Genomic DNA, 15731 nt, shown 5'->3' with positions numbered 1-15731 from the left:
TGAATGCGATGACGCCAGAATGGATCGATGTCGGTGCCGAATCCGATATTCCTCTGCGCGGGGCCCGCGTCGTGCGCAGTGCCGCCGGCGATATCGCGGTCTTCCGAGCCGCGGATGGCTCGGTCTTCGCCCTGCGGGACCGTTGCCCCCACAAGGGCGGGCCACTCAGCCAGGGCATTGTGCATGGTCATGGCGTGACCTGCCCGCTGCATAACTGGGTGATCAGCCTCGAAACCGGTGAGGCGCAGGGCGCCGATCACGGCTGCACGCCGAAAATTCCGGTCCAGCGCCTCGACGGGCGCATCCTGCTGGATGCGCAGGCGATCGCCCGGCTCGCTGTGCCCCATGGCTGAAGGAGCGGCCGGCCCGACCACGCGCACAACCTGCCCCTATTGCGGGGTCGGCTGCGGGGTTCTGGCCACGCCGCTTGCGGATGGCAGTATCGCCATTGCCGGCGATCCGGACCACCCGGCCAATTTCGGGAAGCTCTGTTCGAAGGGTACGGCGCTTGGCGCCACGTTAGGGATGGAGGGGCGGCTCACCCATCCCTCGATCCATGGGCAGCGGGCCAGCTGGGATGATGCGCTCGACCTTGTGGCGCGGAGGTTTTCCGAGACGATCGCCGAGCATGGGCCGGATTCGGTGGCGTTCTATGTCTCGGGCCAGCTACTGACCGAGGATTACTACGTCGCCAACAAGCTGATGAAAGGCTTCATCGGCTCGGCCAATATCGACACCAATTCCCGGCTCTGCATGGCCTCCTCGGTGGCCGCCCATCGCCGGGCCTTCGGCAGCGACACGGTGCCGGCGCTCTACGACGATCTCGACGAGGCCGATCTCGTGGTGCTCGTCGGGTCGAATTTCGCCTGGTGCCATCCGGTCCTGTTCCAGCGGCTGCTGGCTACCCGCGAGAGCCGGGGGACGCGGATCATCGTCATCGATCCGCGCCGAACCATGACCGCCGAGGCGGCCGACCTGCATCTCGCACTCGAGCCGGACAGCGATGCCGCGCTCTTCCTCGGGCTGCTTCGGCATCTTGAAGCGGAGGAGCTGGGCGACACAGCCTATCTCGAGGCCCATGTCTCGGGCGTGGATGCCGCGCTCGCCGAGGCCCGCGCCCTGCCTGTTCCCCGCGTTGCCGACCTGACCGGACTTCCCGCCGAGCAGATCCGCGCCTTCTACGAGACCTTCGCCCGGACGCCCCGCACGCTGACGATCTTCAGCCAGGGCGTAAACCAGTCGGTCCGGGGCACCGACAAGGCCAATGCCATCATCAACTGCCATCTCTATACCGGGCGTATCGGCAAGCCCGGCGCCTCGCCCTTCTCGATCACCGGGCAACCCAACGCGATGGGCGGGCGGGAAGTCGGCGGCCTCGCCAACATGCTGGCCGCCCATATGAATATCGAGGACGAGGCTGCGCGCGACCGGGTGCAACGCTTCTGGCATTCTCCCAAAATGGCGCCACGACCGGGGCTGAAAGCGGTCGATCTCTTCGATGCCGTGCTCGACGGGCGGATCAAGGCGCTCTGGATCATGGCGACCAACCCGGCCGATTCGCTGCCAGAAGCCGGGCGCATCGACGCCGCCCTCGCGGCCTGCCCCTTCGTGGTGGTTTCCGACATCCTGACCGAGACCGACACGACCCGCCATGCCCATGTGCTGCTCCCCGCACTCGGCTGGGGCGAGAAGGACGGGACGGTGACGAATTCCGAGCGACGGATCTCGCGCCAGCGCGGCTTCCTGCTGCCGCCAGGCGAGGCCCGTGCCGATTGGTGGGCTATGGCCGAAGTGGCGCGGCGGATGGGCTTTGCCGGGTTCGACTATCCGGATGCCGCCGCGATCTTCCGCGAGCATGCCGCCCTCTCGGCTTTCGAGAATGGCGGCACGCGCGATTTCGATCTGGGCGGCGTGGCCGGGATCGGGGATGCCGCTTTCGATGCGATGGCCCCGTTCCTCTGGCCGAAACCCACCGATGGAGCGGATGGCGGACGGTTCTTTGCGAAAGGCGGGTTTTTCACGCCGGACCGCAAGGCGCGGATGATCGCCATCGCCCTGCCGCCGGAGACGAAGCCGAGGGATGCGGAACACACGCTCTGGCTCAATACCGGCCGCATCCGCGATCAATGGCACACGATGACGCGGACCGGCCGGGCGCCGGCCCTGCTCGGCCAGTTCGGCGAACCCTTTGCCGAGATCCACCCGGATGACGCTGCGGCGGCAGGTATCGCGCCGGCCGATCTTGTCCGGGTTCGCTCCCGCCACGGGGAAGCCGTGGTCCGCGCCATGGTGACCCCGCGCCAGCGCCGGGGCTCGGTCTTCGTGCCGATCCACTGGACGGATCGCTTCGCCAGCGATGGCCGCGTCGACAAGCTGGTCGACCGGATGACCGACCCTGTTTCCGGCCAGCCCGGCCTGAAGCGCACGCCGGCCCGGATCGAGCGCTATGCCGCTCAATGGTTCGGCTTCGCAGTGACCGCGCGTCGTCCTGACCCGCCGCCCGATACCTATTGGGCCATCGCGCCAGTCGAGGGCGGTTACCGCATCGAGATGGCGGGGGAGACCCCGCTCGCCGATCCGCAGGCCATGGCCGCGCGGCTGTTCGGCCTGCCCGAAGACGACGCCGAGTGGGTGGCGCTGCATGATCGCGAGGCCGGGCGGGCCCGCCTTGCCGCGTTCCGCAGCGAGGCGCTGGCCGGGGCGCTTTTCCTCGCGCCGGAGCCGGTGCGGCTTTCGCGGTCCTTCCTGTCGGATGCCATCGGCAGCGCCCATTCGGCGGCGGAACGGTTCCGGATCCTCGCCGGGCGCGGCGGGGCGGACCGGCCGGATCGCGGCGCGATCGTCTGCGCCTGTTTCCAGGTCGGCGTGAACGAGATCCTGGCGGCCATCCGCGAGGGCAAGGCTTCGGTGGAGGTCATCGGCGATGCGCTGAAGGCCGGCACCAATTGCGGCTCCTGCCGCCATGACATCCGGAGGATGCTCGATGAAAATCGCCTCGAGAAAGCCGGCTGAGGCCATGCCGCCCCGGATGGGCGCGCTGGCGAAGCTTCCCGTCTTCTTCGATCTCGCCGGCAAGCGTGCCGTGCTGGCCGGGAACAGCGCCGGCGCGGCGTGGAAAGCCGAGCTTCTGGCCGCTGCGGGGGCCGATGTCGCGATCTATGCGTCCGAACCCAGCGAGGAGATGCTCGCCATCGTGGCGCGGGGCGCCGAGGCGGGCAGCCTGACCTTGCTCGAACGGCCCTGGTCCCTCGACATCTTCACCCATGCGGCTTTGGCCGTCGGCGATTTCGAGGACGAGGCCGAAGCCAAGGCCTTCCGCTGCGCCGCACGCGCTTCGGGCGTGATCGTCAACACGGTCGACAAGCCCGAGACCTGCGACTTCCTGTTCGGCTCGATCGTCAACCGCTCGCCCGTGGTGATCGGCATCTCGACCGATGGAGCGGCGCCAATTCTCGGGCAGGGCATCCGCCGCCGGATCGAGATGCTGCTGCCCCCGAGCCTCGCCGATTGGGCCGGCCGCGCGCAGGCCATCCGCCAGCGCGTGATGGGCAGGCTGAAGCCGGGGCCGGAACGGCGCCGGTTCTGGGAGGCCTTTACCGATCTTGCCTTTCGCGACAAGGCACGGGCGGATGATGCCGCCATCGATGCGATGATCGGCGAGAGCTGCCTTGCCGGTGGCGCGACCGGCGGCCGCGTGACTTTGGTCGGGGCCGGGCCGGGCGATGCCGACCTGCTGACCATCAAGGCCGTGCGGGCGCTGCAATCGGCGGATGTCATCCTCTTCGACGACCTTGTCTCGGATGCCGTGCTGGAACTGGCGCGGCGCGAGGCCAAGCGGATGATGGTGGGCAAGCGGGGGGCGCGGGAAAGCTGCGCACAGGGCGACATCAACACCCTGATGATGGGGCTCGCTCGGCAGGGCAAGCATGTCGTCCGGCTGAAATCGGGCGATCCGATGGTGTTCGGCAGGGCCGGCGAGGAAATCGAGGCGCTGGAAAAGGCGGGAATCCCGGTCAGCGTGGTGCCGGGGATCACCTCGGCGCAGGCGCTGGCGATGAGCCTCAACCGGTCGCTCACGCATCGCGACCACGCCCAGAGCCTCATGCTGGTGACCGGCCATTCGCGGCAGGGGGAATTGCCTGACACAATCGACTGGGCGCTGGCAGCCAGCGGGCGCGCCACCCTCGTCATCTATATGGGTGCACGGCAGGCCGGCGCCATCGTCGCAGCTTTGCGGCAGCATGGCATGGGCGGGGCGACGCCGGCGATTGCCATGGCCTCGCTTTCGCGCCCTGAAGAGGCCCGCTGGGAGGGCTGCCTCGACGCGTTGCCGCAGGGCGTGACAACCCTGCCTGCCGGCGCGCCGATCCTGATCGGGATCGGGTCTGTTTTCGCATCCCGAAACGAAGCGATAGCCGCCGAAGCGTTCCGCCAGGCCGTTTGAGTTCCGGGAGACCTTGTGCGATCACAGGGCATTCCCTCAGGAGACTCACTCGAATGTTCACGCTCTATGGTGTCTATCGCTCGCGCGCGTCGCGGATCGTCTGGCTCGCGCTGGAACTTGGGCTGCCGTTCAAGCAGATCCCGGTGATCCAGGCCAACCGCTTCAAGGGCGAGATCCCGCCGGGCACGGTGCATACCCGCTCGCCGGAATTCCTGAAGGTCAATCCGAACGGGCATATCCCCTCGATCGAGGATGATGGCCTCGTCCTGCACGAATCGCTCGCCATCACGCTGTATCTCGCCCGCAAGCATGGCGGCCCGCTGGCGCCGGCCAATGTGGCGGAAGAAGGCCAGGCAATGATGTGGACATTGTGGGCGGCCACGGAGGTCGAGCCGCATTCGATCCAGGTGCTGTACAACATGGCGGCAAAGCCGCCGGAAGAGCGGGACGCCAAGGCCGCCGCCGCTGCGGTGGAGGCGCTTGCGGCGCCGTTCCGCGTGCTGAACGAGCATCTCGCGCGCCAGCCCTTCATTCTCGGTGACCGCTTCACTGTCGCCGACATCAATGTGGCGGAAGTGATGCGCTACGCCCTGCCGGCCAAGACGCTCTGGGAAGCCGCACCGGCGGTGAGCGCCTGGCTGCGGACCTGCCATGCCCGGCCAGCCTATCAGGACATGATGGCCCGCCGGGATGCCGAACCCGCGTAAGGCGGGGCCACAAGCAACAAGGCCTTGTCAGGCGCCGAAGGCCTCGATCTCCACGGCCTTCGGCATCGAGGCGCCCGCACCGTCCCGCGTGACGCTGATGGCTGCCGCGCGGTTGGCGCGTGACAGCGCGGCCTCCAGATCCAGCCCGAGGGCCAGCGAGGCGGCGAGCACGCCGACGAAGCAATCGCCAGCGCCGGTTGTATCCCGCGCAGCGACGCGATGACCCGGCACGGCACGGATGCTGCCTTGATCGCGGACGAGGGCGCCATCCGGGCCACGCGTGAGGACAAGAACCGGAATATCCGGCAGCGCCACGGCCAAAGCCGCCGCGAGAGCCGGCCCTTCCGGCACGTCGGCAACGCCCGTCAGCAGCGCGAATTCGGTTTCGTTGAGAACGAGGAGATCCGTCAGGCCGATCAAAGCGGGATCATGCGCGCGCATCGGCGCCGGGTTCAGCAGCGTGCGGGCACCGGCCTTGCGCGCCCTGCGGAACCCTTCAATCAGGAACTGATCCGGCACCTCGAAGGGGGCAATAACCAGATCGCCGGGCCGGAAGTCGAGCGCGGCGGTATCCTTTGCGCCAAGCGCGGCATTGGCCCCGGGAACGACAAGGATGCTGTTCTGCCCGGTCGCGTCAACGGCGATTACCGCCAGCCCGGTCGGATGGTCAGGCAAGACGGTGAGCGCGGTAAGGTCGATCCCCTCGCCGGACAGGAATTCCTGCATCGCGGCACCGAACCCGTCGGTGCCGATCGCCCCGGCGAGGCTTGTCGGTGCGCCGGCGCGGGCTGATGCGACCGCCTGGTTCGCGCCCTTCCCGCCGGGATACTCCGCAAGGGCAGTCGCGGTCAGCGTCTCGCCCGGTCGGGGGTGACGGGGCACCGACAGGACCAGATCGCGGTTGACGCTGCCGAGAACAACGACGCGGCCCGTCATCGGGATGTCCGGTCAGCGACGCTTCGGCGGCTGGCCTTTCTGGGGCGGGCGGGCGCCGCCCGGCGTGAAGCCCGAACGCTCGTCCTTGTGGCGGAAAACGAGGCGACCCTTCTCCAGATCATACGGCGACATCTCGACCGTCACCCGATCTCCGGCGAGGGTCTTGATGCGGTTCTTCTTCATCTTGCCGGCCGTGTAGGCGATGATCTCGTGTCCGCTATCGAGCTGGACCCGGAAACGCGCATCGGGCAACAATTCCAGCACCAAGCCTTCGAACTGGATCACTTCTTCTTTCGCCATCCGGCAAACCTTCCTCTGTGGCGCGCATCCACGCGCAAAAACAGGACAAAGCCGCTCCGAAACCCGGAACGGCTCCGCCCTACCCGATCACGACCCGCAAACCGGGCCGCGGACTTCCGTCAGATCGCCTGCAGGTTCACCGCGGCCATCTTGCCGGTGCGGCGATCGGCCTGCAGTTCATAGGTGACTTTCTGACCATCGCGCAGGCCCTGCAGGCCCGAGCGCTGCACGGCACTGATATGCACGAACACATCCTTGCCGCCATCATCCGGCTGAATGAATCCGTAGCCCTTCTGTTCATTGAACCACTTCACGGTTCCGGTGCTCATGGGTCTATCCTTTGGACTATCAGGTCTCAACAGGTTGCCGATCACTCGGCAATCGTTACACGTTTGGAGTTTGGAAGTTCCGCGCCCCGATGGTCGATCTTTGGAGAAGCAGTCTGAACGTGCGCCCGGTAGTCCCAAAGCGGCCCAGTCGTCCGGCCAAATCGATGGACTGTTTTATAGCGCGAAAACGGGCATTCCACAAGTTCCGGCCCCTGTCACACTGCAAGCAGGCCAGCCGCAACGAAGAGATCGGCGGTGCGGCGGCTGAGCGCAATCGGCACGTCATAAACGACAGCCAGCCGGAGCAGGGCCTTGATGTCGACGTCATGCGGCATGGGTGAGAGCGGGTCGATGAAGAAGACCACCGCATCGATGCGGCCTTCAACGATCAGCGCCCCGATCTGCTGATCACCCCCGTGCGGGCCGGAAGCAAGCCGGGTGATCGAGAGCCCGGGGCAGCGTTTCTGCAAAACAGCCCCGGTTGTCCCCGTGCAGAAGAGACGATGGGCGGCCAAGGCGGCGGAGTTCGCGTCGGCCCAATCCGCCAGAGCTTCCTTCATCCGGTCATGCGCCACGAGAGCGAGGGTCTTGGCGGCTGCTTCCATGGTTCACCATTCCAGCCGGAAGGTGGCTACGAGATCGGCAATCTCGGCCTCCGAAAGGAGACGGAGCGGATGGATGCCCGGCATCAGGAAGAGCCGGGCCGTCTCCTCGAATTCCTCCGCGGCTGAAATGGCCTCGGTGAGGCTGCGCCCGGCTGTGACCGGCCCGTGATTGGCCAGAAGGACGGCCCGGTAGCGGCCCCCGAGAGCCCGGATCATCTCGCCGATCCGGTCGGAGCCCGGCCGGGCATAGGGCAGGACCGCAACCCGGCCGACGCGCATGATGAAATAGGGCGAGAAGGGCGGGATCGGATCCTGCTCGGGCAGGTCGGCGCGGAAGGACAGCGCGGCAGCATGAGTCGAGTGGAGATGCACCACGGCCTCGCAGTCCGAACGCGTCTCGTAAAAGGCGCGGTGGAGCGAGACCTCCTTGGTCGGGGGATCGCCGGAGACCGGCATGAAGCCCGCGTCAAGCTTGCTGAGCCGGGCCGGATCCAGCCGGCCGAGCGCCGCATTGGTGGGCGTGACGAGATAGCCGTCGGGAATGCGGATCGAGAGATTGCCCGCACTGCCGATCGCCATGCCCATGGCCGCGAAATGGCGACCGGCCTCGACCAGAGCCTGCCGGGCCTGGGCTTCGGGCATCATCAGCCTGGCTCCCCGGCCATGCCGTCCATCACAGCCAGCGCCTTGGCGAAGAAATCAGGCGCGCCGAAATTGCCGCTCTTCAAGGCAAGGACCAGCGACGGCTCGCCCTCATGGACGAGCGCCGGAACGCCGGGATCGATCTCTGGGCCGATTGCCAAGGCTTTCAGTTGCAATCCGCTGACGATCGCGCTCGAGGTCTCGCCACCGGCGGTAATCAGGCGGCGGTAACCCGAGGCCACCAGCATTTGGGCCAGCCCGGTGAAGAAGCCTTCGACCGCATGGGCGGCCTTCTCTGTGCCGAACCGGGCCTGAAGGGCAGAAACCTCTTCCGGCGCAGCGCTGGAATAGACCAGCGGCAGCGCCGCGGTGCCGGCTTCGCCGCCGAGCCAGGCCAGGACGTCGGCCGGGGCAAAGCGCGATTCGACGATGGCGGCGGCATCCAGCGCCAGAGCCGGCGCCTCCGCCCGGTGCCGGGCGACCTGCGCCAGCGTGGCACGCGAGCAGGAGCCGGACAGGGCGATCGCCTTGCCAAGCGGCGCGCGCGGGGCGGGCGCGGCAGCGGCAGCGCTTCGGCCAAAATTGGCGGGCAACCCCAGCGCGATCCCGGATCCACCGGTGATGAGGGCCATGCCCTTGGCTGCTTCGCCCAGCCGGACGAGATCATCATCGGTGATGGCATCGCAGACGACCAGCTTCTCCTTGCGGCGAGCCGCCTCCTCCAAAGCCGCGCGGATGGCGTCCGGCCCCTTGCGCACGGTTTCAAGCGTGATCAGGCCAATGCGGTTCTGCGACTGGTAGGACAGCCAGCGCTGGAGATTGGCATCGGTCATCGGGGTGAGCGGATGCTTCTCCATGCCGCTCTCGTTGAGCAGCCTGTCGCCGACGAAGAGATGGCCGCGATAGATCGTGCGGAGATTGGTGGGGAAGGCCGGGCAGACGATGGCCACGGGCGCGGACAGCGCCTCGATCATTGCATCGGCTACCGGGCCGATATTGCCATCGCGGGTCGAATCGAAGGTGGAGCAGTATTTGAAGAGGATCTGCCCCGCCCCCGCCGCGCGGAGGGCCTGAAGCGCGGCGAGGCTCTGCGCCACCGCCTCCGCAGCAGGAATCGATCGCGACTTCAGCGCGATGACGCCCGCCTCGCATTCGGGACGAACGGCATCAGGGATGCCAACGAACAGGGTCGTCCGCATCCCGCCCCGGGCGAGCGTGTTGGCGAGATCGCTCGCGCCGGTGAAGTCATCTGCAACCGAACCGAGCAGCATGCCGCCAGATCCCGGCTCAGGCCGCCGTGCGGGCCCGGGCGAGTTCCGCCCAGTACTGGATGCCGACCGGGATCACCTCGTCGTTGAAGTCATAGGCGGGGTGATGCAGGCCAGCGGTGTCGCCGTTGCCGATGAAAATGAAGGCGCCGGGCCGCTCCAGCAGCATGTAGGAAAAATCCTCGCCGCCCATGGTCGGCACGGCATCGTCATCCACCTGCGCGGCCCCGGCGATCTTGCGGGCGATGTCGGAAGCGAAGCGCGTCTCACGCGGATGATTGACCGTCGCCGGATAGCCGCGGCGGTAATCGAGGGTTACCTCCGCACCGAGCATCCGCGCCGTGCCTTCGACGATGGCCTTGAAGCGCTCCTCGGCAAGATCCCGCACATCGTTGTCCAATGTGCGTACAGTGCCGCGCAGGATCGCCCGCTGCGGGATGACATTCTGCGCCTCGCCAGCCTGGAAGACCGTGTTGGAGACAACGATCGACTTCAGCGGGTCGATCGTCCGGGAGGCGATCGATTGCAGCGCCGTGATGATATGCGCGCCGACAAGAACGGGGTCGATCCCCTCATGCGGCTTGGCGGCATGGGCTCCGCGGCCCTCGATGGTAATCGTGTAATAGGCCGTGGCGGCCATGAGCGGGCCGGGCCGCAGCGAGAAATGCCCGGGCGGCAGGCCCGGCATGTTGTGCATGCCGTAGACCTCGTCGATCTTCCAGCGGGTCATCAGGCCGTCATCGACCATGGCCTTGCCGCCGGCGCCGCCTTCTTCGGCGGGCTGGAAGATCAGGACGACCGTCCCCTCGAAATCGCGGGCCGAAGCCAGGTGCTTGGCAGCACCGAGCAGCATCGAGGTGTGACCGTCATGTCCGCAGGCATGCATCTTGCCCGGAATGGTCGAGCGATGCGGCAGGTTGGTTTCCTCCGAGATGGGGAGGGCGTCCATGTCGGCGCGCAGCCCGACGACCCGGCCGCCTGGCCCGTTCCGGCCATGGACCACCCCGACCACACCCGTCTTGCCGATGCCCTCGACAACCTCGTCGCAGCCGAATTCCCGCAGCTTCTGCGCAACAATCCCCGCCGTCCGGTGCACGTCATAGAGCGTTTCGGGATGGGCGTGGAAATCACGGCGCCATGCGGTGACTTCATCCTTCAGGGCAAGGATCCGGGGGTCGATCGTCATTGTCAGGGTCCAATCTCGGGAAAAATCGGTGATCGCATCACCGTGTCAACGGCCATTCTAGCGTATCGGGCGCCCTTGGCCATGCCGGTCTTCACGGAATCGGTTCAGCAGGATGCATAGGATCATGCCTGTCGCGCATGGAGGGCTCCCGCCGGGTACGGGTATTCTCGATCGCAGCGCGGGGGCGGACGGTGCGATAGCGGCCGCGTTCAACCGACATCAGCACGATGGCGAAAACGGTCATGCCATTGAGCCACCACGTCTGCGTGGCGCCCCGTTCGAGGAAGGTGAAGGCAAAGGCCGAAGCGAGACCGGCCAGCGCGAACGGGGCCACTTCCAGTCCGAAACGCCCCGCCGCACGGAAGGCGAGAAACACGAGGAAAGCCGTCGCCAGCGCACCCAGAAGGCCAAGATCGAACCAGAGGTCGGAAATCAGCGTACTCGGGACTGTTGCTGGAACCAGGCCGTCCTGTCGTGCCTTGCCGATGGCCTCAATCCCGCGGCCGGTGAGCAAGGAAAGGGGATCCTGCAGGATCAGGTCCCACCAGAGCGCGCGGGTCGCCAGCGCGTCACCGAGCGTGACACCGGGAATGAGAGACGCGAGCTTGGCAAGAAGCGGCAGGACAGGCGCGATCGCGACCAGCAGGGCGAAGAAGGCTGCAAGGATGCGGCCGGCGCGCTCCGGAACAGCCCAGGCCAGCGCGAAGACCAGGAAGCCGATCCCGGTCGGCAGGATTGCCTCGCTGGTCGGGCCCGAGAGCGCTGCGGCAAAGACGAGCACCAGCAGGATCGCCGCCAGAAGCCGCCGGTTCTTGATCATCAGCCACGCCGCCGCCGCCCAGCCGAGGCAGGCGATCAGGACGGTGGCGCGGCCGGGCGTGGCCGCCGGAAACTGGATCGAGGCGAAGCCGGCCAGTTCAAAGCCCCGGCCTGCCAGAAGCAGGACGGCGCCGAGCGCGACGCCGATCGTCACCAGATGCAGGTTGGTGGCGCGCATCTTTTTCGGCAGGGCCTGCACCGCCATGAAGCCGAGCAGGACCACGCCGATTGTCTTGAAAAAGCGCGCGGCTGCTTCGCCCGGCGCCGGGGTCCAGAGCAGGGAAAACAGCGCCCAGCTGACCAGCAGCATCGCCGTCACGCCCGGCCAGGAGAGCAGGGCATCCCGGCAGGCATCGACCAGGCGGGCAGGGTCACGCCGGAGAAGCACTGCAAGGATGATCAGCACGGCGGCGATGGGCACGAGAACCACGATGACCCAGCGCGAAAGCAAGGTGGCGCTCGGCGTGACGATGGCGAGAATCGCGAAACCGAACCGCAGCAACATGCCGGCGGCGGCCTTGGCGGGGTCATCAGGCCCCGTGGCATTGTGCGATTCGAAGGCCATGGCCATTCCTCTCCCGGAGCAACCCTAGAAGAGCTGGCCGGGGGCTGGCTGTATGGCGCAAGCCACACTCGTGACAAAATCAGCACGAATTTGCCCTGACTGGTCGCAGGATCCGGCACCGGATGCCCCTTGCCGGCGGAGGGCGGGCAGCTTAACTCCCCCCCAACCATGACCGAAGGACATGCCATGCCCCCCTCCACGCATCCCGTGATCGACGCCCTTTTTGCCCGCCGCTCGGCCAATGCCCGCATGTTGACCGGCCCTGCCCCCGACGATGCGCAGCTTCGACTGATTGTCGAGGCAGCCTCCCGGGCGCCGGATCATGGGCGGATCGTGCCGTTCCGCTTCCTGGCCCTGGCCGATGCGGCCCGTGGCCGGCTGGCTGACCTTCTCGGCGCCGCGACCCGCGAAATGATGCCGGACGCACCGGAAGAGGAAATCCAGCGGGCCCGAGAAAAGGCCCATCAGGGGCCGTGCCTGGTGGGGGTTCTCGCCCGAATCGATGCCGGCCATCCGAAGATCCCGGCCTCCGACCAATGGCTCGCCGTGGGCTGTGCCCTCGAGAACCTTGTCCTGGCTGTTCAGGCGCTTGGCTTTGCCGCCGCGATCCGTTCAGGCCGCTTCCTCGAGACGAAAGCCTTCCGCGAAGGCTTCGGACTCGGACCGAATGAACATTTCGTCTCGATCGTTGCGATCGGGACCACGAAAGACTGGCCGCCGGCGAAGCCGAAGCCGGCACTCGATACGGTGTTCGGGACCTGGAACGGCTGAGACTCAGACCGCGGCGCGCTCGCGCCAGGCCTGCCGCAGTGACGCGGCCTGCCCGGCGGGATCATCGAGGATCTGGCATCCCGCCCGGACAGGCGGCGCTAGCGGAGCCGGCAGCGACCTGCCCTCGGTCGCAATGAAGGCCAGCGTGACAGGCGGCGCGCCTTTCAGCACAAGGCGATGGAGGACGGCCCCGTCCTCGACCACCTTGTCATGGGCAAGGATGGCATGGCCCCTTTCGGGATATGGCCAGCCGGACAGGCTTTCCCTGCCGGAGAAGACACCCGGACTTTCGGACAGGAAGATCAGGACCACCGCAGAATCCGGGCGGGCGGTGCCGGACGCAAACTCTCCCGCCAGCAGCAGGCCGCGGATATCCGGCCGGTGGCGGGCGAAGGTGCGGCTGTCCTCCACAAGGGTCCGGATGGCCGCCTGATCGAGACCGGCCTCGCGGACCGGGGCCTCGCGCCGGAACATGCCCGCCAGCCCGGAACGGCTGCGGCCGGGCATCACAAGAAACCGGGCCGCGAACCAGAATCCGATAACAGCCAGCAGCAGATAGGCGGCATTGTCTGCAAGAAACGACGGCATCGTGAATTCCTGGCGCTTCCGAATCGTCAATCAAGCCCGTGAAGGCTCGGCCGATTCCGGCCGGATTACAAGACGACGATGCCCTGATGCTTGGCCTTGTTCTCCGGCTCGACATGAATGGTGATCAAGGCCGACCCGACCGCCTCTTTCAGCGCGGCCTCGATCCGGTCGCAGATGTCATGGGCGCGGTCAACGCGCATGTCGCCCGGCACCACGAGATGGAACTCGATGAAAGTGAGACGGCCGGAATGGCGCGTGCGCAGGTCGTGTGCCTCGATTGCGCCCTCGGCATGGAGCGCGATGAGCGCGCGGATGCGGTCCAGTTCCTCCGGGGCGGCGGCCTCGTCGAGCAGGCCGGAGAAGGATTGCTGCATCAGCTTCCAGCCGGAAACGAGGATGTTGACGGCCACAAGGCAGGCCAGCAGCGGATCCAGCCAGGAAAGGCCGGTCGCGACGGCAATGACCAGGGCGGCCAGAACGCCGATCGAGGAGATGACATCGGTCATCAGATGCTGTCCATCGGCCCGCAAGGCTGGCGAACGCAGCGTCCGGGCGCGGGCGAGCAGCAGGGCGGCCCAACCGCCATTGATGAGCCCGGCGGCCACGTTCAGACCGACACCGAGGGCATCGATCGTCACCGGCTTCGGGTTCCGCCAGGATTCCCACGCGGCATGGAAGACAATAACGGCGGCTAGCAGGATCAGTGCGCCCTCGAAAACGGCGGCGATATACTCGATTTTCTGATGGCCATACGGGTGTTTTGCATCGGCCGGCTTGGCGCTGACGCGCAGGGCCCCGAACGTAACCAACGCCGCGACCACGTTGACACAGCTTTCGAGGGCATCGGAATAAAGCGCGACAGAACCCGTCAGCCAATAGGCCCCGAATTTCAGGCCGAGCACAGCCAGCCCGATCGCGATGGTGCCGAGCGCGAGGAAGGATGCACGATCCTGCATGTCGCGCCTCCGGTGCTGCGTTGCGGGAAACTGGGCTTTCCGTGGCCGAGGCCCGGGCTCCGGTCAAGCCCTGCGACCGGGATTTCCCGGGCCGGTGCCCTGCCGGCGTTACCCGGGCGACGATTGTTGGCAGCCGGCGAAACATGCTGCTAACAAATTGGAATTTCTATGCTTTTTTACATCCCTGCGACCGTTTGTCAACTTCTGCGCAAGGAGTTCCGCAGTGAAATAATGACGCTCTTTCGAGAAAGGAGGACGTCATGGTTGATCTGCAGTTCCGCCGCCAGCTTGAAGGATATGGGCTGACGACGGCGAATATCCTCTACCGCCTTCCGGATCATCCGGCCCTGCTCCAGGAATTCATCTGGCAGGATTACGATGTCTATCCGAACTTCCCGGTGCTGCATCGGTTCATCGATTTCTGGCGCCGCGAGATCGAGGGCGCCCTGCATTCGATCAAGGTGGCCCATAACCGGCTGATCACCCCGGCGGAAATCCGGAAGGTTGGCGTCGAGTTCCGGTTGAACTGAGTCTCAAAGGACCGACCAGCCGGCATTCTGGACGAAAAGTTCGAGCGCGATCGTGCCGACAAGGGAATTGCCGACGCGATCCAGTTCGGGCGACCAGACGGCCACCGCGCCCCGCCCCGGCGCAACGGCGACGATCCCGCCGCCGACACCGCTCTTGGCCGGCAGGCCGACGCGATAGGCGAAACTGCCCGTGGATTCGTACATGCCGCAGGTCATCATCACTGCATTGACGCGGCGGGCGAGGCGTGCCGGCATGATCGTCTCGCGCGAGAAGGGCGAAAAGCCGGAAGCGGCCAGTGGCAAGGCGGCGCGGGCCAGGTCGCGCACCGAGAATTCCAGGGCGCATTGCCGGCAATAGGCGTCGACCACGGCATCCGGGGCATGGTCGATCGTACCATGGACCTTGAGGATATGCGCGATGGCACGGTTCTGATGGGCCGTCGCCTGTTCGGACAGGGCAACTGCCTCGTTCACCTGCCCGCCGGAAATCCCGCCGCTGACGCGAACCAGGCCAGCCATGAGCCCGGCGACATCCGCGCTGCGCCCCATCAGGTAATCCGTCACTGCCAGCGCTCCGGCATTGACGAAGGGGTTGCGCGGCGCGCCCTGCTCGGCCTCGAGAATGGCCAGATGGTTGAAGGCCGTGCCCGAGGGCTCCTTGCCGACGCGCGTCCAGATCTCGTCGCCGCCCCGGTTCAGCGCAAGGATCAGCGCGAACAGCTTGGTGATGCTCTGCAGCGAGAACGGCTCGTCGCAATCGCCGGTGCCGACTTCCTCGCCATCGAGGGTCACCACCGCCATCCCGAATTTCCGCGGATCGACCCGCGCGAGTTCGGGGATGTAATCCGCCACGCGGCCGCGCCCGAAAGCCGGCCGGACATGATCCCGGATGTCGTCCAGCAGGTGGGATAACGAGAATTCGGAGCCTGATTGCGGATTGCGCATGGCCGGATGGCCCTTCTTGCTTGCGGGGGCGGGCTAATGGCATGCAGCCGGGCCCGAGGCAAGCAACAATCGGCGGAACGCCTGTTTCAGGGTGTCTGAAACAGAAAAAGCCGGGTCCGAAGACCCGGCCTCGCCTGCTC

17 protein-coding genes are annotated in these 15731 nt (G+C 66.7%); 6 read left to right on the top strand and 11 right to left on the bottom strand.

Going from position 1 to position 15731, the window contains the following annotated elements:
- Positions 1 to 8 precede the first annotated feature (8 nt).
- From nirD to P0652_RS13455, 4 genes are read left to right on the top strand one after another with little or no spacing between them, the layout of a single operon-like run.
- The gene (nirD, locus tag P0652_RS13470) at positions 9 to 353 is read left to right on the top strand and encodes a nitrite reductase small subunit NirD (RefSeq protein WP_284179551.1); all 345 of its coding nucleotides are present in this window, start codon (positions 9 to 11) and stop codon (positions 351 to 353) included.
- Positions 346 to 3012 carry a nitrate reductase gene (locus P0652_RS13465; RefSeq protein WP_284179344.1) on the top strand — a complete coding sequence of 889 codons (2667 nt, stop codon included), beginning with the start codon at positions 346 to 348 and terminating at the stop codon, positions 3010 to 3012. Before nirD ends, P0652_RS13465 begins: the two co-directional genes overlap by 8 nt.
- Positions 2990 to 4444, top strand: a complete 1455-nt coding sequence (cysG, locus tag P0652_RS13460; protein ID WP_502947532.1) for a siroheme synthase CysG — start codon at positions 2990 to 2992, stop codon at positions 4442 to 4444. The genes P0652_RS13465 and cysG overlap by 23 nt, the downstream gene beginning before the upstream one ends.
- Before the next feature lie 53 nt (positions 4445 to 4497).
- Positions 4498 to 5151: a glutathione S-transferase family protein gene (locus tag P0652_RS13455; RefSeq protein WP_284179342.1), complete on the top strand. Its 654-nt coding sequence runs from the start codon at positions 4498 to 4500 to the stop codon at positions 5149 to 5151.
- A 27-nt stretch (positions 5152 to 5178) separates the two neighbouring features.
- Here the strand turns inward: P0652_RS13455 and P0652_RS13450 are convergent, their stop codons facing one another.
- The 8 genes from P0652_RS13450 to P0652_RS13415 all read right to left on the bottom strand — a co-directional run bounded on the left by P0652_RS13450 (position 5179) and on the right by P0652_RS13415 (position 11801).
- A complete protein-coding gene (locus tag P0652_RS13450) occupies positions 5179 to 6087 on the bottom strand; it encodes a ribokinase (RefSeq protein WP_284179341.1) in 909 nt (302 codons plus the stop codon).
- Between the two features lie 12 nt (positions 6088 to 6099).
- Positions 6100 to 6387, bottom strand: coding sequence for a translation initiation factor IF-1 (gene infA / locus P0652_RS13445; protein ID WP_284179340.1), 288 nt, complete (start codon positions 6385 to 6387; stop codon positions 6100 to 6102).
- Between the two features lie 119 nt (positions 6388 to 6506).
- Positions 6507 to 6716, bottom strand: a complete 210-nt coding sequence (locus P0652_RS13440; RefSeq protein ID WP_284179339.1) for a cold-shock protein — start codon at positions 6714 to 6716, stop codon at positions 6507 to 6509.
- Positions 6717 to 6931: 215 nt separating this feature from the next.
- On the bottom strand, positions 6932 to 7321 hold the full coding sequence (locus tag P0652_RS13435) for a methylglyoxal synthase (RefSeq protein WP_284179338.1): 390 nt from the start codon (positions 7319 to 7321) through the stop codon (positions 6932 to 6934).
- Positions 7322 to 7324: 3 nt separating this feature from the next.
- The gene (gene otnC, locus P0652_RS13430; protein WP_284179550.1) at positions 7325 to 7963 is read right to left on the bottom strand and encodes a 3-oxo-tetronate 4-phosphate decarboxylase; all 639 of its coding nucleotides are present in this window, start codon (positions 7961 to 7963) and stop codon (positions 7325 to 7327) included.
- A 2-nt stretch (positions 7964 to 7965) separates the two neighbouring features.
- The gene (gene otnK, locus P0652_RS13425) at positions 7966 to 9234 is read right to left on the bottom strand and encodes a 3-oxo-tetronate kinase (protein WP_284179337.1); all 1269 of its coding nucleotides are present in this window, start codon (positions 9232 to 9234) and stop codon (positions 7966 to 7968) included.
- 16 nt (positions 9235 to 9250) lie between these two features.
- The gene (locus tag P0652_RS13420; protein WP_284179336.1) at positions 9251 to 10417 is read right to left on the bottom strand and encodes a M20 aminoacylase family protein; all 1167 of its coding nucleotides are present in this window, start codon (positions 10415 to 10417) and stop codon (positions 9251 to 9253) included.
- Positions 10418 to 10508: 91 nt separating this feature from the next.
- The gene (locus P0652_RS13415; RefSeq protein WP_284179335.1) at positions 10509 to 11801 is read right to left on the bottom strand and encodes a hypothetical protein; all 1293 of its coding nucleotides are present in this window, start codon (positions 11799 to 11801) and stop codon (positions 10509 to 10511) included.
- Between the two features lie 186 nt (positions 11802 to 11987).
- On the opposite strand from P0652_RS13415, the gene P0652_RS13410 reads away from it, so the two are divergent.
- A complete protein-coding gene (locus P0652_RS13410; RefSeq protein ID WP_284179334.1) occupies positions 11988 to 12572 on the top strand; it encodes a nitroreductase family protein in 585 nt (194 codons plus the stop codon).
- A 3-nt stretch (positions 12573 to 12575) separates the two neighbouring features.
- On the opposite strand, the gene P0652_RS13405 is transcribed toward P0652_RS13410, so the two are convergent.
- Together P0652_RS13405 and P0652_RS13400 are read right to left on the bottom strand one after the other, a co-directional pair.
- Positions 12576 to 13160 (bottom strand): hypothetical protein, encoded by a 585-nt coding sequence (locus P0652_RS13405; RefSeq protein ID WP_284179333.1) that lies wholly within the window; start codon positions 13158 to 13160, stop codon positions 12576 to 12578.
- A 65-nt stretch (positions 13161 to 13225) separates the two neighbouring features.
- Positions 13226 to 14116, bottom strand: coding sequence for a cation diffusion facilitator family transporter (locus P0652_RS13400; RefSeq protein ID WP_284179332.1), 891 nt, complete (start codon positions 14114 to 14116; stop codon positions 13226 to 13228).
- A 260-nt stretch (positions 14117 to 14376) separates the two neighbouring features.
- Between P0652_RS13400 and P0652_RS13395 the strand changes: the two genes are divergently transcribed.
- On the top strand, positions 14377 to 14646 hold the full coding sequence (locus P0652_RS13395; protein ID WP_284179331.1) for an usg protein: 270 nt from the start codon (positions 14377 to 14379) through the stop codon (positions 14644 to 14646).
- 3 nt (positions 14647 to 14649) lie between these two features.
- On the opposite strand, the gene P0652_RS13390 is transcribed toward P0652_RS13395, so the two are convergent.
- Entirely contained in the window at positions 14650 to 15591 is a 942-nt protein-coding gene (locus P0652_RS13390; RefSeq protein ID WP_284179330.1) for a glutaminase, read from the bottom strand.
- Positions 15592 to 15731: the final 140 nt, after the last annotated feature.

Source organism: Rhabdaerophilum sp. SD176, from assembly GCF_030143245.1.
Taxonomy (GTDB): Bacteria; Pseudomonadota; Alphaproteobacteria; order Rhizobiales; family Beijerinckiaceae; genus Rhabdaerophilum.
This window is presented reverse-complemented; position numbering and strand designations above follow the sequence as displayed.